Origin of the sequence: Pseudomonas sp. JAI120 (assembly GCF_014207255.1) — a bacterium.
Classification (GTDB): Bacteria; Pseudomonadota; Gammaproteobacteria; order Pseudomonadales; family Pseudomonadaceae; genus Aquipseudomonas.
In genome coordinates this window covers 657400-674223 of the sequence record NZ_JACHCZ010000003.1, presented here as the reverse complement: position 1 = coordinate 674223, position 16824 = coordinate 657400, and the positions used below count along the sequence as shown (strand labels likewise).

Sequence of the window (16824 nt, the reverse complement as noted above, 5' to 3'; positions counted from 1 at the left end):
TGTGCAGCAATTACGCTTATGGCTATTTTGAACATCCTCGAATTCCCCGACTCGCGCCTGCGCACAATCGCCAAGCCGGTGGCCGTAGTGGACGACAAGGTTCGTCAGCTGGTCGATGACATGTTTGAAACAATGTATGAAGCCCCGGGTATTGGCCTCGCCGCGACCCAGGTCAACGTGCATCAGCGCGTCGTGGTCATGGACCTGTCGGAAGATCGCAGCGAACCACGGGTGTACATCAACCCCGAGTTCGAACCGCTGACCGACGAGATGGGCGAATACCAGGAAGGTTGCCTGTCGGTGCCGGAGTTCTACGAGAACGTCGAACGGCCATTGCGCGTGAAGATCAAGGCCCTGGACCGCGACGGCAAGCCGTTCGAACTGATCGCCGAAGGCCTGCTGGCCGTGTGCATCCAGCACGAATGCGACCACCTCAACGGCAAGCTGTTTGTCGATTACCTGTCCACGCTCAAACGCGACCGGATCAAGAAGAAGCTGGAAAAAAAGCATCGCCAGCAAGCTTGATGCCCTCCTTCCAAAGGCTTGCTGCGGCAAGCCTTTTTCTTTTGTGACTGCTTTTAACCGAGACTTCCCATGACCGAGCCATTGCGCATTGTTTTTGCCGGCACGCCTGAATTTGCCGCCGAACACCTCAAGGCCCTGCTTGCCAGCCCTTATGACATCGTCGCGGTGTACACCCAGCCGGACCGCCCGGCCGGTCGCGGGCAAAAACTAATGCCGAGCCCGGTCAAGCAGTTGGCGCTGGAACACAACATCCCCGTGCTGCAACCGCCGACCCTGCGCAACGCCGAGGCCCAGGCTGAACTGGCGGCGCTGCAACCGGACCTGCTGGTGGTGGTGGCCTACGGTTTGATCCTGCCCCAGGTCGTGCTGGATATTCCCCGCCTGGGTTGTATCAACAGCCACGCCTCACTGCTGCCACGCTGGCGCGGTGCAGCGCCGATCCAACGTGCCGTGGAGGCAGGCGACAGCGAAAGCGGCGTGACCGTGATGCGCATGGAGGCGGGTTTGGACACCGGCCCGATGCTGCTCAAAGTCACCACCCCGATCACGGGCGCAGACACGGGTGGCAGCCTGCACGACCGCCTCGCCGAGATGGGCCCGCCCGCCGTGATTCAGGCCATTGCCGGTCTCGCTGCCGGAACCCTGCACGGTGAGGTGCAGGACGACAACCTGGCCACCTACGCCCACAAGCTGAACAAGGACGAAGCCCGCATCGACTGGAGCCGCCCGGCGGTGGAGCTGGAACGCCTGGTGCGTGCCTTCAACCCGTGGCCGATCTGCCACAGCGCCCTCAATGGCGAAGCCTTGAAAGTGTTGACCGCGACCTTGGCCGACGGCAAAGGCGCACCCGGTGAAATCATCGGCGCCAGCAAGGACGGCCTGCTGGTCGCTTGCGGCGAACAGGCGCTGTGCCTGACCCGTCTGCAATTGCCCGGTGGCAAAGCGCTTAATTTCAGCGATTTGTACAACAGTCGACGTGAGAAATTTTCCCTGGGCACGATCCTCGGGGTGGCAGCCCAATGAACCCACGTCTGGCCGCCGCCAAGGCTCTGGCCGCCGTACTCAACGGCAAGGCTTCGCTGAACAGTTCGCTGCCCATGCAGTTGGACAAGGTCGAAGACCGCGATCGCGGTTTCACCCAAGACCTGGCCTTCGGCACCGCCCGCTGGCAACCACGGTTGTCGGCACTGGCAGCCAAGCTGCTGCAAAAGCCGTTTAAGGCGGCCGATGCTGATGTCGAGGCGCTGCTGCTGGTCGGTCTCTATCAACTGCTCTACACCCGCGTGCCGGCCCACGCCGCCATCGGTGAAACCGTCGGTTGCGCCGACAAGCTGAAAAAGCCCTGGGCCAAGGCCCTGCTCAACGCGGTACTGCGCCGCGCCCAGCGCGAAAGCGAAGCACTGCTGGCCGAGTTGGAACATGACCCGGTGGTGCGCACCGCTCACCCGCGCTGGCTGCAAAAATCCCTGAAGGCCTTCTGGCCCGAGCAATGGGAAGCCATTTGCGCGGCCAACAATGCGCACCCGCCGATGATCCTGCGGGTCAATCGTCGCCATCACAGCCGTGATGCGTATCTGCAATTGCTGACGAACGCAGGTATCAACGCCACGCCATGCGTGTACAGCACCGACGGCATCGTGCTGGAAGCGGCCACCGACGTGCGCAGCCTGCCGGGCTTCGCCGAAGGCTGGATCAGTGTGCAGGACGAAGCCGCGCAACTGGCCGCCGACCTGCTAGACCTGGCTCCCGGTCAGCGTGTACTGGACGCCTGCTGTGCTCCGGGCGGTAAGACGTGTCATATCCTCGAAGTTGAAAAGGACCTGGCCGGTGTAGTGGCTGTCGATCTGGAAGCCAAGCGCCTGGTACGCGTACGGGAGAACCTCGCACGCCTGGGCCTCAGCGCCGAGCTGATCGCCGCCGACGGCCGCGACACCGACAGCTGGTGGGACGGCAAACCGTTCCAACGCATCCTGCTCGACGCGCCGTGTTCCGCCACCGGTGTGATCCGCCGTCACCCGGACATCAAGCTCACCCGCCAACCCGACGACATCGCCGCCCTGGCGGTGCTGCAAGGTGAACTGCTCGACGCACTGTGGCCGACCCTCGAAGTCGGCGGCATCCTGCTTTACGCCACCTGCTCCACCATGCCGACCGAAAACACCGAAGTCATCCAAGCCTTCCTCGCCCGCACCAGCGGCGCGCGGGAACTGGACCTCGCCACGGCCGCCGGTATCAAGCAGCCCCATGGCCGCCAGTTACTTGCGCAGGAAAGCGGGCATGATGGTTTCTACTACGCCAAACTGATCAAGATCGCCGCCGCGCGCGGCTGAACGGGTTTAAGGGAGTGACCGGATGAAAATCATCATCCTTGGAGCAGGGCAGGTTGGCGGCACACTGGCCGAACATTTGGCCGGTGAAGCCAATGACATCACCGTGGTCGACACCGATGCCGAGCGCCTGCGCAACCTGGGCGACCGCCTGGACATCCGCACTGTGCAAGGGCGTGCATCGTTTCCTACCGTGCTGCGTCAGGCGGGCGCCGACGATGCCGACATGCTGGTTGCCGTTACCAACAGCGATGAGACCAATATGGTCGCGTGCCAGGTGGCCCATACCCTGTTCCACACCCCGACCAAAATCGCCCGGGTGCGTGAAGCCGCCTACCTGACCCGCGCCGGGCTGTTTGATAACGACGCTATTCCGGTTGACGTGTTGATCAGCCCGGAACAAGTGGTGACCCATTACATCAAGCGCCTGATCGAAATTCCGGGCGCCTTGCAGGTGATCGACTTCGCTGGCGGCAAGGCGCAGTTGGTGGCTGTGAAGGCCTATTACGGTGGGCCGCTGGTGGGTCAGCAGTTGCGTCAACTGCGTGAACACATGCCGAATGTGGAAACCCGCGTAGCCGCGATTTTTCGGCGTGACCGGCCGATCCTGCCCCAGGGCGATACGGTGATCGAGGCCGATGACGAAGTATTCTTCATCGCTGCCAAAGCGAATATTCGTGCCGTCATGAGTGAAATGCGTCGGCTCGATGAGAACTACAAACGCATCGTCATCGCCGGCGGCGGACAGATTGGCGAGCGCCTGGCCGAAGCGATCGAGAGTCGTTACCAGGTGAAGATCATCGAGATGAGCCCGGCACGCTGCCGGCATTTGTCCGACACCCTGGACAGCACTGTCGTACTGCAAGGCAGCGCCTCGGACCGCGACCTGCTGATGGAAGAAAACATCGCCGACGCCGACATCTTCCTGGCCCTGACCAACGATGACGAGGCCAACATCATGTCGTCGCTGCTGGCCAAGCGGCTGGGGGCGAAGAAGGTGATGACCATCATCAACAACCCGGCCTATGTCGACCTGATCCAGGGCGGCGATATCGACATCGCCATCAGCCCGCAGCTGGCCACCATCGGTACCTTGCTCGCCCACGTGCGCCGGGGCGATATCGTCAGCGTGCACTCCCTGCGCCGGGGGGCGGCGGAGGCCATCGAGGCGATTGCCCACGGTGATTCGAAATCGAGCAAAGTGATCGGCAAGGCCATCCGCGATATAGGCCTGCCGCCGGGCACCACCATTGGCGCAATTATTCGTGATGAGGAAGTGATCATCGCCCACGACGACACGGTGATCGCCACGGGTGACCACGTGATCCTGTTCCTAGTGGATAAAAAACATATCCGCGATGTGGAGAAGTTGTTCCACGTGGGATTGAGCTTTTTCTGATCAACCGGAGTGACCGACATGCTCGAATCCCTGGAAAAAATGCTCGCCAAGGGGGTGGATAACTCGCTGCTGCGCTTTGGGCTGGGCAAGGGTTATCTGGACTTGAAGGACAATACCAAGGCGGCGGAGCATCTAGGCAAGTGCGTCGAGTTCGATCCGAAGTATTCGGCGGCGTGGAAGTTGTTGGGCAAGGCGCAGTTGGGTCAGGGTGATAGCGCCGCAGCGCGACAGGCGTGGGAGAAGGGCATCGAAGCGGCCCAGGCCCATGGCGACAAGCAGGCCGAGAAAGAGATGACGGTGTTCCTGAAGAAACTCGACCGCCAAAGCTAAGCAGATCGAAAATATGGGAGGGGGCTTGCTCCCGATAGCGGCGGTTCAGTCAAATATGCATTGGCTGACACACTGCTATCGGGGCAAGCCCCCTCCCACATTTGGTTTGGTATTGGCTCTGGGTCAATACCACCGCTCTTCACCCGGCGGGCGTTTCTTGAAGCGCTTCATGCTCCACATGTACTGGCTCGGGTAAGCGCCGACGTAGCGCTCCACCACCTTGCTCATCGCCGCGCAGGAGGTGGCGGTGTCGGTGCTGTACATGTCTTCCGGCGCCGCTTCCAGGATCACTTTGTAGCCCGAACCGTCCGGCAGCCGCAGTGCGTGCAGGAACACCCCCACGGCCTTGTGGCCGGCGAGCATGTTCGGCACGAACTTGCTGGTGAGCGCCTGGGTGGCGAAGAACGGCACGAAGATCCCCGCGGATTCGGCCGGCTCCGGGTCGGCCGGAATACCCACCTGGCCGCCTTTGCGCACTTCCTTGATCACACTGAGGATGCCTTCCTTGGTGGACGCCGCCACGCGGTTACCCAGTTGTACGCGCTGCTTGCGCAGCAACTCATCCACCGCCTTGAGCTTGGGCGGGCGGTAAAAAATGATCGGTTTGCACTGGCTGCAATAGAAGTGGTTCAACACCTCCCAATTGCCCAGGTGGCTGGTGATGCCGACTACACCTTTGCCCGAGGCCAGAGCTTCGTGCAGCACCTCAAGGCCTTCGACTTCGCGCACCAGGTCGATGGAACGCTGGGCCGGCCAGATCCAGGCGCAGGCGCTTTCGGTCAGGGACTTGCCGATGTCCTTCAGGCTCTGGCCGACCAGGCGCTCGCGCGCGGCGGGGTCCATGTCGGGGAAGCATTTTGAGAGGTTGATCCGCACCGTTTCACGGGAGCGGTTGGGGGTTTTCCACATGACCCAGCCGATGGCCGAACCCACGGCTTGCACCGCGCGCCATGGCAGCAGGGCAAACAACCGAAGAGCGCCTACCAGCAAGGCGCCTTTAAACTTTTCCACAGGTCACTCCTGATCGTGTGTGGTGCGCAAAGCCGCCATTCTAACCGGCGTTGGCCAAGTCCGCGTAACGGTCGCAGTCCTGAGTGTGGTCCATGACCATGCCCGAGGCCTGCATGAACGCGTAACAGATGGTAGGGCCGACAAAGGTGAAGCCGGCTTTCTTGAGTGCTTTGCTCATGGCTTCAGCCTCCGGCGTAATCGCCGGGACTTCGCTGCGATCCTTGAAGTGATTGACCTTGGGCACGCCGCCGACAAACGACCAGAGCAACCCCACCGGATCTTCAAGCGCCAGCCAGGCCGCAGCGTTGCGCCGGGTGGCGTTGAGCTTGAGGCGGTTACGCACAATGCCTGGGTCGAGCATCAGTGCTTCGATCTCGGCATCGGTCAGCTGTGCCAAACGCCGGGCATCAAAACCAAACAAGACCTTTCGATAATGCTCGCGTTTGCGTAAAACGGTGATCCAGGACAGGCCCGCCTGGAACCCTTCGAGCAAAAGCAACTCGAACAAACCCTGCGCATCGCGCAGCGGCGTTCCCCACTCCTGATCGTGATAAGCCATGTACAGCGGATCTTCAGAACACCAAAAGCAGCGTGGCATAAGGCTCCAGGGGATGGTGGCGCGGCCGAATCGGGTATACTCCCGCTCTTTAAATCGCAGCCCAAGTAACAGGTGAATTTCGTGAGCCAGCCTACGCCAGCCGTGCGTACCTTCCAAGACTTGATCCTCGCCCTCCAGCAATACTGGGCCGAGCAAGGTTGTGTGGTACTTCAGCCCTACGATATGGAAGTAGGCGCCGGCACTTTCCACACCGCTACATTCCTGCGGGCCATCGGCCCGGAAACCTGGAACGCCGCTTACGTGCAGCCCAGTCGTCGACCGACTGACGGCCGCTACGGCGAAAACCCGAACCGTCTGCAGCACTACTATCAATTCCAGGTAGTCCTGAAGCCGAACCCGGACAACTTCCAGGAACTGTACCTGGGCTCGCTCAAGCACGTGGGCCTCGACCCACTGGTGCACGACATCCGTTTCGTCGAAGACAACTGGGAATCCCCAACCCTGGGCGCCTGGGGCCTGGGCTGGGAAGTCTGGCTCAACGGCATGGAAGTGACGCAATTCACTTACTTCCAGCAGGCCGGCGGCATCGAGTGCTACCCGGTGACCGGCGAGATCACCTACGGTCTTGAACGCCTGGCCATGTACCTGCAGGGCGTGGATTCGGTCTACGACCTGGTGTGGGCTGACGGCCCGTTCGGCAAAGTGACTTATGGCGATGTGTTCCACCAGAACGAAGTGGAGCAATCGACCTACAACTTCGAACACGCCAACGTCGACAAACTGTTCGAACTGTTCGACTTCTATGAAAGCGAAGCCAAGCGCCTGATCGAACTCGACCAGCCGCTGCCGTTGCCAAGCTATGAAATGGTGTTGAAGGCGTCCCATACCTTCAACCTGCTGGACGCCCGCCGTGCCATCTCGGTAACCGCGCGTCAGCAATACATCCTGCGTGTACGCACCCTGGCACGTTCCGTCGCCCAAGCCTACCTGCTGGCTCGCGCCAAGCTGGGCTTCCCGATGGCCACCCCGGACCTGCGTGATGAAGTGTTGGCTAAGCTGGAGGCTGCACAATGAGTGCTCAAGATTTCCTGGTTGAACTGGGCACCGAAGAGCTGCCACCCAAGGCACTCAATACCCTGGCCGATGCGTTCCTGGCCGGTATCGAAAAAGGCCTGCAGAGCGCCGGCCTGAAGTTTGAAGCGAAAAAAGTCTACGCCGCACCGCGCCGCCTGGCCGTGTTGCTGACCGCGCTGGAAACCCAGCAGCCGGACCGCAGCATCAACCTCGACGGCCCACCACGCCAGGCGGCTTTCGACGCCGAAGGCAACCCGACCCAAGCCGCACTGGGCTTCGCCAAGAAGTGTGGCGTCGAGCTGAGCGAGATCGACCAGAGCGGCCCGAAACTGCGTTTCAGCCAGGTCATCAAAGGCAAGCCGACCGCCAGCCTGTTGCCGACCCTCGTCGAAGACTCCCTGAACGATCTGCCGATCCCCAAGCGCATGCGCTGGGGCGCGCGCAAGGAAGAGTTCGTGCGCCCGACCCAGTGGCTGGTGATGCTGCTCGGTGACCAGGTCATCGACTGCACCATCCTCGCCCAGAAGGCTGGCCGTGATTCCCGCGGCCATCGCTTCCACCATCCAGAAGCGGTGCGCATCACTTCGCCGGCTAACTATGCCGCCGATCTGCGGGCTGCTTACGTGCTGGCCGATGCCAACGAGCGTCGCGAGCTGATCAGCAAGCGTACCGAAGAACTGGCCCGCCTGCAGGAAGGCACCGCCATCGTGCCGCCAAGCCTGCTCGATGAAGTGACCGCGCTGGTTGAATGGCCGGTGCCGCTGGTGTGCTCGTTCGAAGAGCGTTTCCTCGACGTGCCGCAGGAAGCACTGATCACCACCATGCAGGACAACCAGAAGTATTTCTGCCTGCTGGACGTGGACGGTAAGTTGCTGCCGCGCTTTATCACCGTGGCCAACATCGACAGCAAGGACCCGCAGCAGATCATCGCCGGTAACGAGAAAGTCGTTCGCCCGCGCCTGACTGACGCCGAGTTCTTCTTCAAGCAAGACAAGAAGCAGAAGCTGGAAGACTTCAACCTGCGCCTGCAGAACGTGGTGTTCCAGGAAAAACTCGGCAGCGTCTACGACAAGGCTGTGCGCGTTTCCAAGCTGGCGGCCTACATTGCCCCACGTATTGGCGGTGATGCCGCCTGGGCTGCGCGTGCAGGCTTGCTGTCCAAGTGCGACCTGGCCACCGAGATGGTCGGCGAGTTCCCAGAGATGCAGGGCGTCGCCGGTTACTACTACGCCCTCAACGATGGCGAGGCGGACGATGTCGCGCTGGCGCTGAACGAGCAGTACATGCCGCGTGGCGCCGGCGCCGAGCTGCCGACCACCCTGACCGGTGCGGCCGTGGCCATTGCCGACAAGCTGGATACCCTGGTCGGTATCTTCGGTATCGGCATGCTGCCCACCGGTAGCAAAGACCCGTATGCCCTGCGTCGTGCGGCCCTGGGCGTGCTGCGTATCCTGATCGACAAGAAGCTGGACCTCGACCTGACCCAGGCCGTGGTGTTCGCGGTCGGCCAGTTCGGTGGCAAGGTCAAGCAAGCCGGCCTGGCCGAGCAAGTGTTGGAGTTCGTGTTCGACCGCCTGCGTGCGCGTTATGAAGACGAAGGCGTGGACGTTTCCGTCTACCTGTCGGTACGTGCCCTGCAACCGGGTTCGGCGCTGGACTTCGATCAGCGCGTACAAGCCGTACAGGCCTTCCGCAAGCTGCCGGAAGCCGATGCCCTGGCCGCCGTGAACAAGCGAGTGTCGAACCTGCTGAGCAAGGCCGAAGGCCTGGGCAACGCCGATGTCGACCCTGGCCTGTTTGCCGACGCCAAGGAGTTCTCGCTGAACTCGGCCATTGCCAAGGCAGAGAATGCGGTGAAGCCGCTGATCGCCGAACGCAATTACGCCGAAGCCTTGGCACGCCTGGCTACCTTGCGTGAGCCGGTGGATGCGTTCTTCGAAGCGGTGATGATCAATGCCGAAGATGCCGGCGTGCGGAAAAACCGCTACGCCATGCTGGCGCGTCTGCGTGGCTTGTTCGTCAACATCGCTGACATTTCGACGCTGAGCTGATCATGTTGAAACTGCTGATTCTCGATCGGGACGGGGTGATCAACTACGACTCCGACGCTTACATCAAGTCGGTGGCGGAATGGATTCCACTGCCCGGTTCGATCGAGGCCATCGCGCAGTTGAGCAAAGCCGGCTGGACGGTGGCCATCGCCACCAACCAGTCCGGTATCGCCCGTGGCTATTACGACATCGCCACCCTGGACGCCATGCACGCGCGCTTGCGCACGCTGGTGGCGGAGCAGGGCGGTGAGGTGGGGCTGGTGGTTTACTGCCCTCACGGGCCGGATGAGGGCTGCGATTGCCGCAAACCCAAACCCGGCATGTTGAAAACCATTGCAGAACATTACAAGGTGCCTTTAGCTGGGATATGGTTCGTCGGGGACAGCCTCGGTGACCTGGAGGCGGCCAAAGCCGTCGACTCTCAGCCAGTTTTGGTAAAGACCGGGAAAGGCGAAAAGACCCAGGCGAAAAACCTGCCGGTAGGCACCTTGATTTTTGACGATCTGGCGGCGGTTGCCGCAGAACTTATCAACAACTAGCCGCCCTCGACTTCCTGGCCAAGGACTGTTCGGGAGTGCGCTTTTAACAGGCGGGCCATGTCCCGCAACGGTAAATGCCGCCATGTCGATTTTGCAGGCCATCAGAACCTTTTTCTTTTACCTGCTGTTGGGCACCAGTTCGTTTCTCTGGTGCACCCTGAGCTTTTTTATTGCGCCGTTCCTGCCGTTCAAGGCGCGCTATCGCTTTATCAACGTCTATTGGTGCCGCTGCGCGTTGTGGCTGACCAAGGTGTTCCTGAACATTCGTTTCGAGATCAAGGGCGCTGAAAACGTACCGGACCAGCCGTGCGTGATTCTGTCGAATCACCAGAGCACTTGGGAGACCTTCTTCCTCTCGGCTTACTTCTCGCCCTTGAGCCAGGTGCTCAAGCGTGAGCTGCTGTACGTGCCGTTCTTCGGCTGGGCCATGGCCATGTTGCGCCCGATCGCTATCGACCGTGACAACCCCAAGGCGGCGCTCAAGCATGTCGCCAAGAAGGGCGATGAGCTGCTCAAGGACGGCGTGTGGGTGCTGATCTTTCCGGAAGGTACACGAGTCCCCTTTGGGACCGTAGGCAAGTTCTCCCGTGGAGGTACGGCATTGGCGGTCAACGCCAACCTGCCGGTGCTGCCGATTGCGCATAACGCCGGCAGGTTCTGGCCGAAGACAGGTTGGGCAAAACGCGCAGGCACTATCACTGTGGTGATAGGCGAGCCAATGTACGCAGAAGGGGAAGGCCCACGCGCGATTGCCGCGCTGAATGACCGTGCCCAGGCATGGAATGAAGCGCAGCAGCGGGCCATGGGCTCTCTGCCGCCGGAGCCGATTGTGGTGGAGACGCCGGTGGTATGAGCATCTGTGGATAACCTGTGCACGGTTTGTTGGCGAATTGGCTTTTTTTGATCCTAATAAGTTGATTTACTTAGATATTTCTAAAACAGATAAAATCTAAAAAAACGTGCATAAGTTTTTTCCGCATTAAAAAACCGGTCCTTGAGACCGGTTTTTTATGCACAGCAGAAAAGTACGTTTTAGCAGTCGTCCAGCAAGGGCAGCTGCAGGCTGAAAGTGGTGCCTTTGCCCACGGTGCTTTCACACCCGATACGGCCCCCATGACGCTCAACGACCGCCTTGACCATGCTCAGCCCCAACCCCAACCCTTCGCTGCCTTGGGCCGAGTCAAAGCGCTTGTACTGACTGAACAGCTCAGGCAAATCCTCGGCGGCTATCCCGGGGCCCTGGTCGCTGATGCGGCATTCCAACCAGCCTTGCGCGCTGCTGTGTCGCAGCCGAACGGTGGTACCGGACCGGGAGTATTTGATCGCGTTCTCCAGCACATTGAACAATGCGCGGGTGAGCAATGATTGATCGGCTGACACCATCCCTTCGTCAGCCTCGTCCAGATCGTGGACCAAGTGAATACCTTTGAGGTGGGCGATCACTGCCACTTGATCAAAGGCATCCATTACCAACATGGCGAACAGCGTAGGCTCGAACTGGTAGCCATCGGCCTCAGCCCTAGCCAGTTGCACAAATGATTCGGTCAGGCCCAAGGCGCGGCGTACCTGCTGCTCGATCTGGGCAAAAATCGGCGACTCACTGTTGTGCACATCCAACAGTGCGAGGATCGCCGAGTGGGGTGCGCGCAAGTCGTGGGAGAGGAAGCGCAGCATGGTTTCCCGATGCTGCTGGGCCTCGCGTTCCTTGCTCAGGTCGGTGAGGCTCAGCAGCCAGCCCAGCGCCACATCCCCTTCCGCCGGCAGCAGGGGGGCAAGCTCCATGCGCAGGCTGCGTTGGTGGATATCACGAAACTCAACGAGTTCCAGCGTTGAGAGGGTGGGGCGTACGCCATTGTGCAGCGGCGGATAACCGAGGTCAGCCAGCTGCTCCAGAAGGTTATGGTTGATCAAGTCATTGCCGAACACTTCCCGCGCAATGCGGTTGGCCAACAGGATATTAGCCTGGGTGTCTGTGATCAGTGTCGCCACCGGCAAGCATTCCAACCCATCGGCCATAAAACGTCGGGTGTCCCGCGTACGACTTACGGCTTGCTCCAGGGCAAAGATACGGCCCTGCAATACGTCACCTTTGTTGGCGGGTGCGCGACGGCGTTCGGGCAAGACTTTGGGTTCGTTATCCAGGCGCGCCAATTCCCAGCCGAAGTAGGCCAGGATCACACTCAAACGACGCCAGTTCCAGATCAGGTAGCTGAGCAGCAAACCGATCAAGCAGGCCGCAGGCGACCACCAGTAGCCCAGGCGCAACAAGGCCGCTGAGCCCACCAAGGCCATGAACATGCACCCCAGGGTCATCCACAGCGCATAGCGCGGGCGGTAGAGCAGCAGGCCCAGCAGCATCGCCACCAGGGACGTTGCGATCAGTGCGGCCAGCCATCCGGGCAAGTCCACAATACTTCGATCTTGCAGCAAGCCATTGAGCACATTGGCCTGGATCTCCACACCCGCGGTGGTGCCGGCCATAGGAGAGAGCGGTGTGACAAAACGATCGCCCATGCCCGACGCTGTCGCCCCCACCAGAATCAGACGGCCCCGCAACCGCTCGGGAGGGACCTCACCGCGTAATACGCTGACATAAGACACGCTCGGGAAATGGGTGTCGGCAGCAATAAACGGGATACGGACGGCATGCTCCCGGTGCCAATCCTGGGTGATCGACGTCAGGGCCTGCCCGGGCATCTCGGCCGATTGCCCGCTCATCGCGAAGGCCAGCCACGCTAACTGAAGCGCTGTGGCGCCGGCTGGCCCCTCACGCATATACAGCCTGCGCACCACGCCATCGCTATCCGCCTCCACATTGATATGCCCGACACCCTTGGCACATTTGAGCAGTGACAGCATTTGTGTCCCGGGCTGGCTGTAGCTGGTGGAATCGTCACGGGCCAAGGGCAACAATACGTTGCCGGCGTTGCACACCGAGTCGGCCAAGCGCTTGTCATTAACCGGGTCACCGGGCTCGCTGAAGATCACATCAAACAAGATACCGGCCGGCTGCGCTGCGCTAAGACGATCGATCAGGTCGGCGTGCAAACTACGCGGCCAAGGCCACTGGCCGAGTTTCTTCAGGCTAGGGTCATCAATGGTCACCAGCAGGATGCGCGGGTCCACCGGCAGTGGCGCCAGGCGGCGAAGGCTGTCGTATAGCGGGTTGTTCAAGGCCAGACCTGGACTCATCGAGAGGTAGGCAGTGATTGGCAACAGCAGCAAACCAATCCATAACCACTCCCGTACCAGACCGTGGAACAGGCGCTGGGCATGGGTGGGTTGGCGCTTTTCGGCCTTTCCCCAGAGCATCATGGATCAACGCGCCGGTGTTGTTGGCAGGCGGTAGATGATGGCATAGGCCCCCGATTCCTCCTCAGGCGTTGCACGTCGTAAGCCGACATACGTACGTGATAGAACGACGCTTTGAGCCCAGTGAAGCTCATTTTCGGCGCGGTGGAAAAAATTTCCTGCTTGATGTTCATAACGGCGGGGATTCCAAAGGGCATCCACTATCAGGGCACAGGAGTTTACGACAGCGCATGCGTCGGCTGATCCTTTTCCTTAACGCCTGGAGTCGGTATCTTTCCCACATAGGTATGGAAGACTTTCAATGGCGTATTCGCTTATTGATCCCAGCCTACCGAGAGATCCAAGGGGTCGACGAACCTGAGCACAATTCTTCAGATTCAATGACCGGCATCTGCGCAGTACGTGCCCCTCAATATACGACTGCCGTACTCTTCAAAAAGAAAGGACCCTCCCATGCGTGTCGCAATACTGGATGACGAACCCGCAGAATTGCGACGGGTGGAACAGACACTGCGACAAATCCCCAGCACCGCCGAACAATCCTGGACCCTGCATTGCTTCGAGCGCGGCGAAGACCTGCTGCGTCAATTGCGCCGGGAGACCTTCGACCTGTTGATACTCGACTGGCAACTGCCCGACATCACCGGTATTGCTTTGCTACGCTGGACCCGTGAGCACATGGAGTCACCACCCGCTGTCATCATGCTCACCAGCCGTGATGCCGAAAGCGATATCGTTACCGCATTGAACAGTGGCGCCGACGATTACGTCAGCAAGCCCTTTCGCCCTAACGAACTGAAGGCGCGAGTTACAGCCGTTCTGCGTCGGCATGGCCTGCAGAAATCGGCGACCCCCGAAGTGCAGAGTTTCAATGACCTGACCTTCGACGACGCAGAGTTGACCGTCACGCGCGCAGGCAAACCGATCAACCTCACCGAGCGCGAATACCGTCTGGCGAGCTGCTTATTCGCCAACCTGGCTCGGCCGCTATCGCGCGAGTACCTTTATGAGCGGTTCTGGACCCATGAAGAAATGGTGTCCTCTCGGCCGCTGGATACGCATATCTATCGGCTACGCAACAAGCTCGGGCTTACCGCTGATAGGGGTTGGCAGTTGTTGACGATCTATGGGTATGGGTATCGGTTGGAGAGCGTGGCTGCGGCTTCTTCTGGATAAAAACCATGATGTTCCACGTGGAGCATTTTGCAGACCATTCGCAATAAAAAAGGCCAACGCATAGCGTTGGCCTTTTTTATTTTTGGGGGCGCGCCAGGATCAGAAGTCCAGGTTAGACACCGCCAAGGCATTGCTCTCGATGAAGTCACGACGAGGTTCGACCGCATCACCCATCAGGGTGTTGAAGATCTGGTCAGCGCCAATGGCGTCTTCGATAGTCACACGCAGCATACGGCGCTGGGCTGGGTCCATGGTGGTTTCCCACAGTTGGTCCGGGTTCATTTCGCCCAGACCTTTGTATCGCTGGATAGTGTGGCGCTTGGTGCTTTCCGCCATCAACCAGTCCAGGGCTTCCTTGAACTCCTTGACCGCTTTCTTACGCTCGCCACGCTGAATATAAGCACCGTCGTCCAGCAGGGTGCTCAGTTGCGCGCCGAGGGTCACAACGGTCTTGTAGTCGTTGCTGCCGAAGAAGTCGCGGTTGAAGGTGACGTAGTTCGACAGGCCGTGGGAGATCAATTCGACCTCTGGCAGCCAGACATTACGCTCACGGTCTTCACGCAGGCTGGCTTTGTACACCAGGCCGGATTTTTCGACAGTGCGCAGGCGTACTTCGTACTGGGCCAGCCATTCTTGCATGTGGGCGTGGTCGCCCAACTGCTCCAGGCTTACGGACGGCAGGTAGATGAAGTGCTCGGTCAGTTCCTGTGGGTACAGGCGCGACAGGCGCTTGAGCGTCTTCATCACCATACGGAAGTCGTTAACCAGACGCTCCAGCGCCTCGCCGGAGATGCCCGGGGCTTCGTCGTTCAAGTGCAGGCTTGCATCTTCCAGGGCCGACTGCGTCATGTACTCTTCCATGGCGTCGTCGTCTTTGATGTACTGCTCTTGCTTGCCTTTCTTCACTTTGTACAACGGCGGCTGGGCGATGTAGATGTAGCCACGCTCGATCAGCTCCGGCAACTGACGGAAGAAGAAGGTCAGCAGCAGGGTACGGATGTGCGAACCGTCGACGTCAGCATCGGTCATGATGATGATGTTGTGATAGCGCAGCTTGTCGATGTTGTACTCGTCACGGCCAATACCGCAGCCGAGTGCCGTGATCAAGGTGCCGACTTCCTGGGAGGAAATCATCTTGTCGAAACGAGCCTTCTCAACGTTGAGGATCTTACCTTTCAACGGCAGGATAGCCTGGGTGCGACGATTACGACCCTGCTTGGCGGAACCGCCAGCAGAGTCACCTTCCACCAGGTACAGTTCGGAGAGGGCAGGGTCCTTCTCCTGGCAGTCAGCCAGTTTGCCTGGCAAGCCGGCAATATCCAGCGCGCCTTTACGACGAGTCATCTCACGAGCTTTACGCGCCGCTTCACGGGCACGCGCGGCGTCGATCATCTTGCCGACAACCAGTTTGGCTTCGTTCGGGTTTTCCAGCAGGAAGTCGGAGAAGTACTTGCCCATCTCCTGTTCAACCGCAGTTTTCACTTCAGAAGACACCAGCTTATCTTTGGTCTGGGAGCTGAATTTAGGGTCCGGAACTTTCACCGAAATAATCGCGGTCAGACCTTCACGCGCATCGTCACCGGTGGTGGCAACTTTATGCTTCTTCGCCAGGCCTTCGGCTTCGATGTAGGTGTTCAGGTTACGCGTCAGCGCGGAACGGAAACCCACCAAGTGAGTACCACCGTCACGCTGTGGAATGTTGTTGGTGAAGCACAACAGGTTCTCGTTGAAGCTGTCGTTCCATTGCAGGGCGATTTCCACGCCAATGCCGTCTTCACGCTGGATGTTGAAGTGGAATACCTGGTTGACCGCAGTCTTGTTGGTGTTCAGGTATTCAACGAACGCACGCAAGCCGCCTTCGTACTTAAACAGTTCTTCCTTGCCGCTGCGTTCGTCCTTGAGGACGATCCCCACACCGGAGTTAAGAAAGGACAGTTCACGAATACGCTTGGCCAGGATGTCCCAGCTGAAGTGGATGTTCTTGAAGGTATCAGCCGATGGCTTGAAATGGATCTGGGTACCGGTGGTTTCACTGTCACCAACGATTTTCATCGGCTCCTGTGGCACACCGTGGACATAGGTCTGCTCCCAGATCTTGCCACTGCGGCGAACGGTCAGGATCAGCTCTTCGGACAGAGCATTCACCACCGACACCCCCACACCGTGCAAACCACCGGAGACTTTATAGGAGTTGTCGTCGAACTTACCGCCGGCGTGGAGCACGGTCATGATGACCTCTGCCGCCGAAACGCCTTCTTCTTTGTGCACATCTACCGGGATGCCACGACCGTTGTCGCGCACAGTAATGGATTCGTCCGGATGGATGATGATGCTGATGTCGTCGCAGTGACCGGCCAGAGCTTCGTCGATGGAGTTGTCGACCACCTCGAACACCATGTGGTGCAGACCGCTACCGTCATCAGTGTCGCCAATGTACATACCGGGACGTTTGCGTACGGCATCCAAACCTTTCAGCACTTTAATGCTGGTCGAGTCGTACGTGTTTTCTTCGCTCATGCCT

The 16824-nt window shown here is 59.8% G+C and carries 14 protein-coding genes and 1 pseudogene; 10 read left to right on the top strand and 5 right to left on the bottom strand.

Annotated elements, in window-relative coordinates:
- Positions 1–18 precede the first annotated feature (18 nt).
- The 5 genes from def (at position 19) to HDC32_RS20570 (ending at position 4581) form a co-directional block, all read left to right on the top strand.
- A complete protein-coding gene (gene def, locus HDC32_RS20590) occupies positions 19–525 on the top strand; it encodes a peptide deformylase (RefSeq protein WP_053127413.1) in 507 nt (168 codons plus the stop codon).
- 69 nt (positions 526–594) lie between these two features.
- Positions 595–1548 carry a methionyl-tRNA formyltransferase gene (fmt, locus tag HDC32_RS20585; RefSeq protein WP_184745269.1) on the top strand — a complete coding sequence of 318 codons (954 nt, stop codon included), beginning with the start codon at positions 595–597 and terminating at the stop codon, positions 1546–1548.
- Positions 1545–2855 carry a 16S rRNA (cytosine(967)-C(5))-methyltransferase RsmB gene (rsmB, locus tag HDC32_RS20580; protein WP_131699618.1) on the top strand — a complete coding sequence of 437 codons (1311 nt, stop codon included), beginning with the start codon at positions 1545–1547 and terminating at the stop codon, positions 2853–2855. Before fmt ends, rsmB begins: the two co-directional genes overlap by 4 nt.
- 22 nt (positions 2856–2877) lie before the next feature.
- Positions 2878–4251, top strand: a complete 1374-nt coding sequence (trkA, locus tag HDC32_RS20575; RefSeq protein ID WP_131699619.1) for a Trk system potassium transporter TrkA — start codon at positions 2878–2880, stop codon at positions 4249–4251.
- 18 nt (positions 4252–4269) lie between these two features.
- Positions 4270–4581 carry a lipopolysaccharide assembly protein LapB gene (locus HDC32_RS20570; protein WP_131699620.1) on the top strand — a complete coding sequence of 104 codons (312 nt, stop codon included), beginning with the start codon at positions 4270–4272 and terminating at the stop codon, positions 4579–4581.
- A 123-nt stretch (positions 4582–4704) separates the two neighbouring features.
- Here the strand turns inward: HDC32_RS20570 and HDC32_RS20565 are convergent, their stop codons facing one another.
- Positions 4705–5592, bottom strand: a complete 888-nt coding sequence (locus HDC32_RS20565) for a lysophospholipid acyltransferase (protein WP_131699621.1) — start codon at positions 5590–5592, stop codon at positions 4705–4707.
- A 40-nt stretch (positions 5593–5632) separates the two neighbouring features.
- Entirely contained in the window at positions 5633–6190 is a 558-nt protein-coding gene (locus HDC32_RS20560) for a DNA-3-methyladenine glycosylase I (RefSeq protein WP_145338372.1), read from the bottom strand.
- Positions 6191–6271: 81 nt separating this feature from the next.
- Here HDC32_RS20560 and glyQ point away from each other — a divergent pair, with 81 nt between their 5' ends.
- The 4 genes from glyQ (at position 6272) to HDC32_RS20540 (ending at position 10668) form a co-directional block, all read left to right on the top strand.
- Positions 6272–7225 carry a glycine--tRNA ligase subunit alpha gene (gene glyQ / locus HDC32_RS20555; protein ID WP_003187265.1) on the top strand — a complete coding sequence of 318 codons (954 nt, stop codon included), beginning with the start codon at positions 6272–6274 and terminating at the stop codon, positions 7223–7225.
- Entirely contained in the window at positions 7222–9276 is a 2055-nt protein-coding gene (gene glyS / locus HDC32_RS20550) for a glycine--tRNA ligase subunit beta (protein WP_131699623.1), read from the top strand. Before glyQ ends, glyS begins: the two co-directional genes overlap by 4 nt.
- Positions 9276–9815, top strand: coding sequence for a D-glycero-beta-D-manno-heptose 1,7-bisphosphate 7-phosphatase (gmhB, locus tag HDC32_RS20545; RefSeq protein WP_178116801.1), 540 nt, complete (start codon positions 9276–9278; stop codon positions 9813–9815). The genes glyS and gmhB overlap by 1 nt, the downstream gene beginning before the upstream one ends.
- A gap of 82 nt (positions 9816–9897) precedes the next feature.
- Positions 9898–10668 carry a lysophospholipid acyltransferase family protein gene (locus HDC32_RS20540; protein WP_131699624.1) on the top strand — a complete coding sequence of 257 codons (771 nt, stop codon included), beginning with the start codon at positions 9898–9900 and terminating at the stop codon, positions 10666–10668.
- A gap of 179 nt (positions 10669–10847) precedes the next feature.
- Here the strand turns inward: HDC32_RS20540 and HDC32_RS20535 are convergent, their stop codons facing one another.
- Together HDC32_RS20535 and HDC32_RS32500 are read right to left on the bottom strand one after the other, a co-directional pair.
- Entirely contained in the window at positions 10848–13130 is a 2283-nt protein-coding gene (locus HDC32_RS20535) for a CHASE2 domain-containing protein (protein WP_145338374.1), read from the bottom strand.
- A gap of 3 nt (positions 13131–13133) precedes the next feature.
- Positions 13134–13294, bottom strand: a pseudogene (locus tag HDC32_RS32500) (hypothetical protein); the annotation flags it as partial.
- 286 nt (positions 13295–13580) lie between these two features.
- Between HDC32_RS32500 and HDC32_RS20530 the strand changes: the two are divergent.
- Positions 13581–14303: a response regulator transcription factor gene (locus HDC32_RS20530; RefSeq protein WP_131699626.1), complete on the top strand. Its 723-nt coding sequence runs from the start codon at positions 13581–13583 to the stop codon at positions 14301–14303.
- A 99-nt stretch (positions 14304–14402) separates the two neighbouring features.
- On the opposite strand, the gene gyrB is transcribed toward HDC32_RS20530, so the two are convergent.
- Positions 14403–16820: a DNA topoisomerase (ATP-hydrolyzing) subunit B gene (gene gyrB, locus HDC32_RS20525; RefSeq protein ID WP_027608163.1), complete on the bottom strand. Its 2418-nt coding sequence runs from the start codon at positions 16818–16820 to the stop codon at positions 14403–14405.
- Positions 16821–16824 lie beyond the last annotated feature (4 nt).

Coding starts and splice junctions, on each gene's coding strand:
- fmt (WP_184745269.1), top strand. CDS start 595: ATGACCGAGCCATTGCGCATTGTTTTTGCCGGCACGCCTGAATTTGCC.
- HDC32_RS20535 (WP_145338374.1), bottom strand. CDS start 13,130: ATGATGCTCTGGGGAAAGGCCGAAAAGCGCCAACCCACCCATGCCCAG.
- HDC32_RS20560 (WP_145338372.1), bottom strand. CDS start 6,190: ATGCCACGCTGCTTTTGGTGTTCTGAAGATCCGCTGTACATGGCTTAT.
- rsmB (WP_131699618.1), top strand. CDS start 1,545: ATGAACCCACGTCTGGCCGCCGCCAAGGCTCTGGCCGCCGTACTCAAC.
- HDC32_RS20530 (WP_131699626.1), top strand. CDS start 13,581: ATGCGTGTCGCAATACTGGATGACGAACCCGCAGAATTGCGACGGGTG.
- def (WP_053127413.1), top strand. CDS start 19: ATGGCTATTTTGAACATCCTCGAATTCCCCGACTCGCGCCTGCGCACA.
- HDC32_RS20570 (WP_131699620.1), top strand. CDS start 4,270: ATGCTCGAATCCCTGGAAAAAATGCTCGCCAAGGGGGTGGATAACTCG.
- trkA (WP_131699619.1), top strand. CDS start 2,878: ATGAAAATCATCATCCTTGGAGCAGGGCAGGTTGGCGGCACACTGGCC.
- glyS (WP_131699623.1), top strand. CDS start 7,222: ATGAGTGCTCAAGATTTCCTGGTTGAACTGGGCACCGAAGAGCTGCCA.
- gyrB (WP_027608163.1), bottom strand. CDS start 16,820: ATGAGCGAAGAAAACACGTACGACTCGACCAGCATTAAAGTGCTGAAA.
- HDC32_RS20540 (WP_131699624.1), top strand. CDS start 9,898: ATGTCGATTTTGCAGGCCATCAGAACCTTTTTCTTTTACCTGCTGTTG.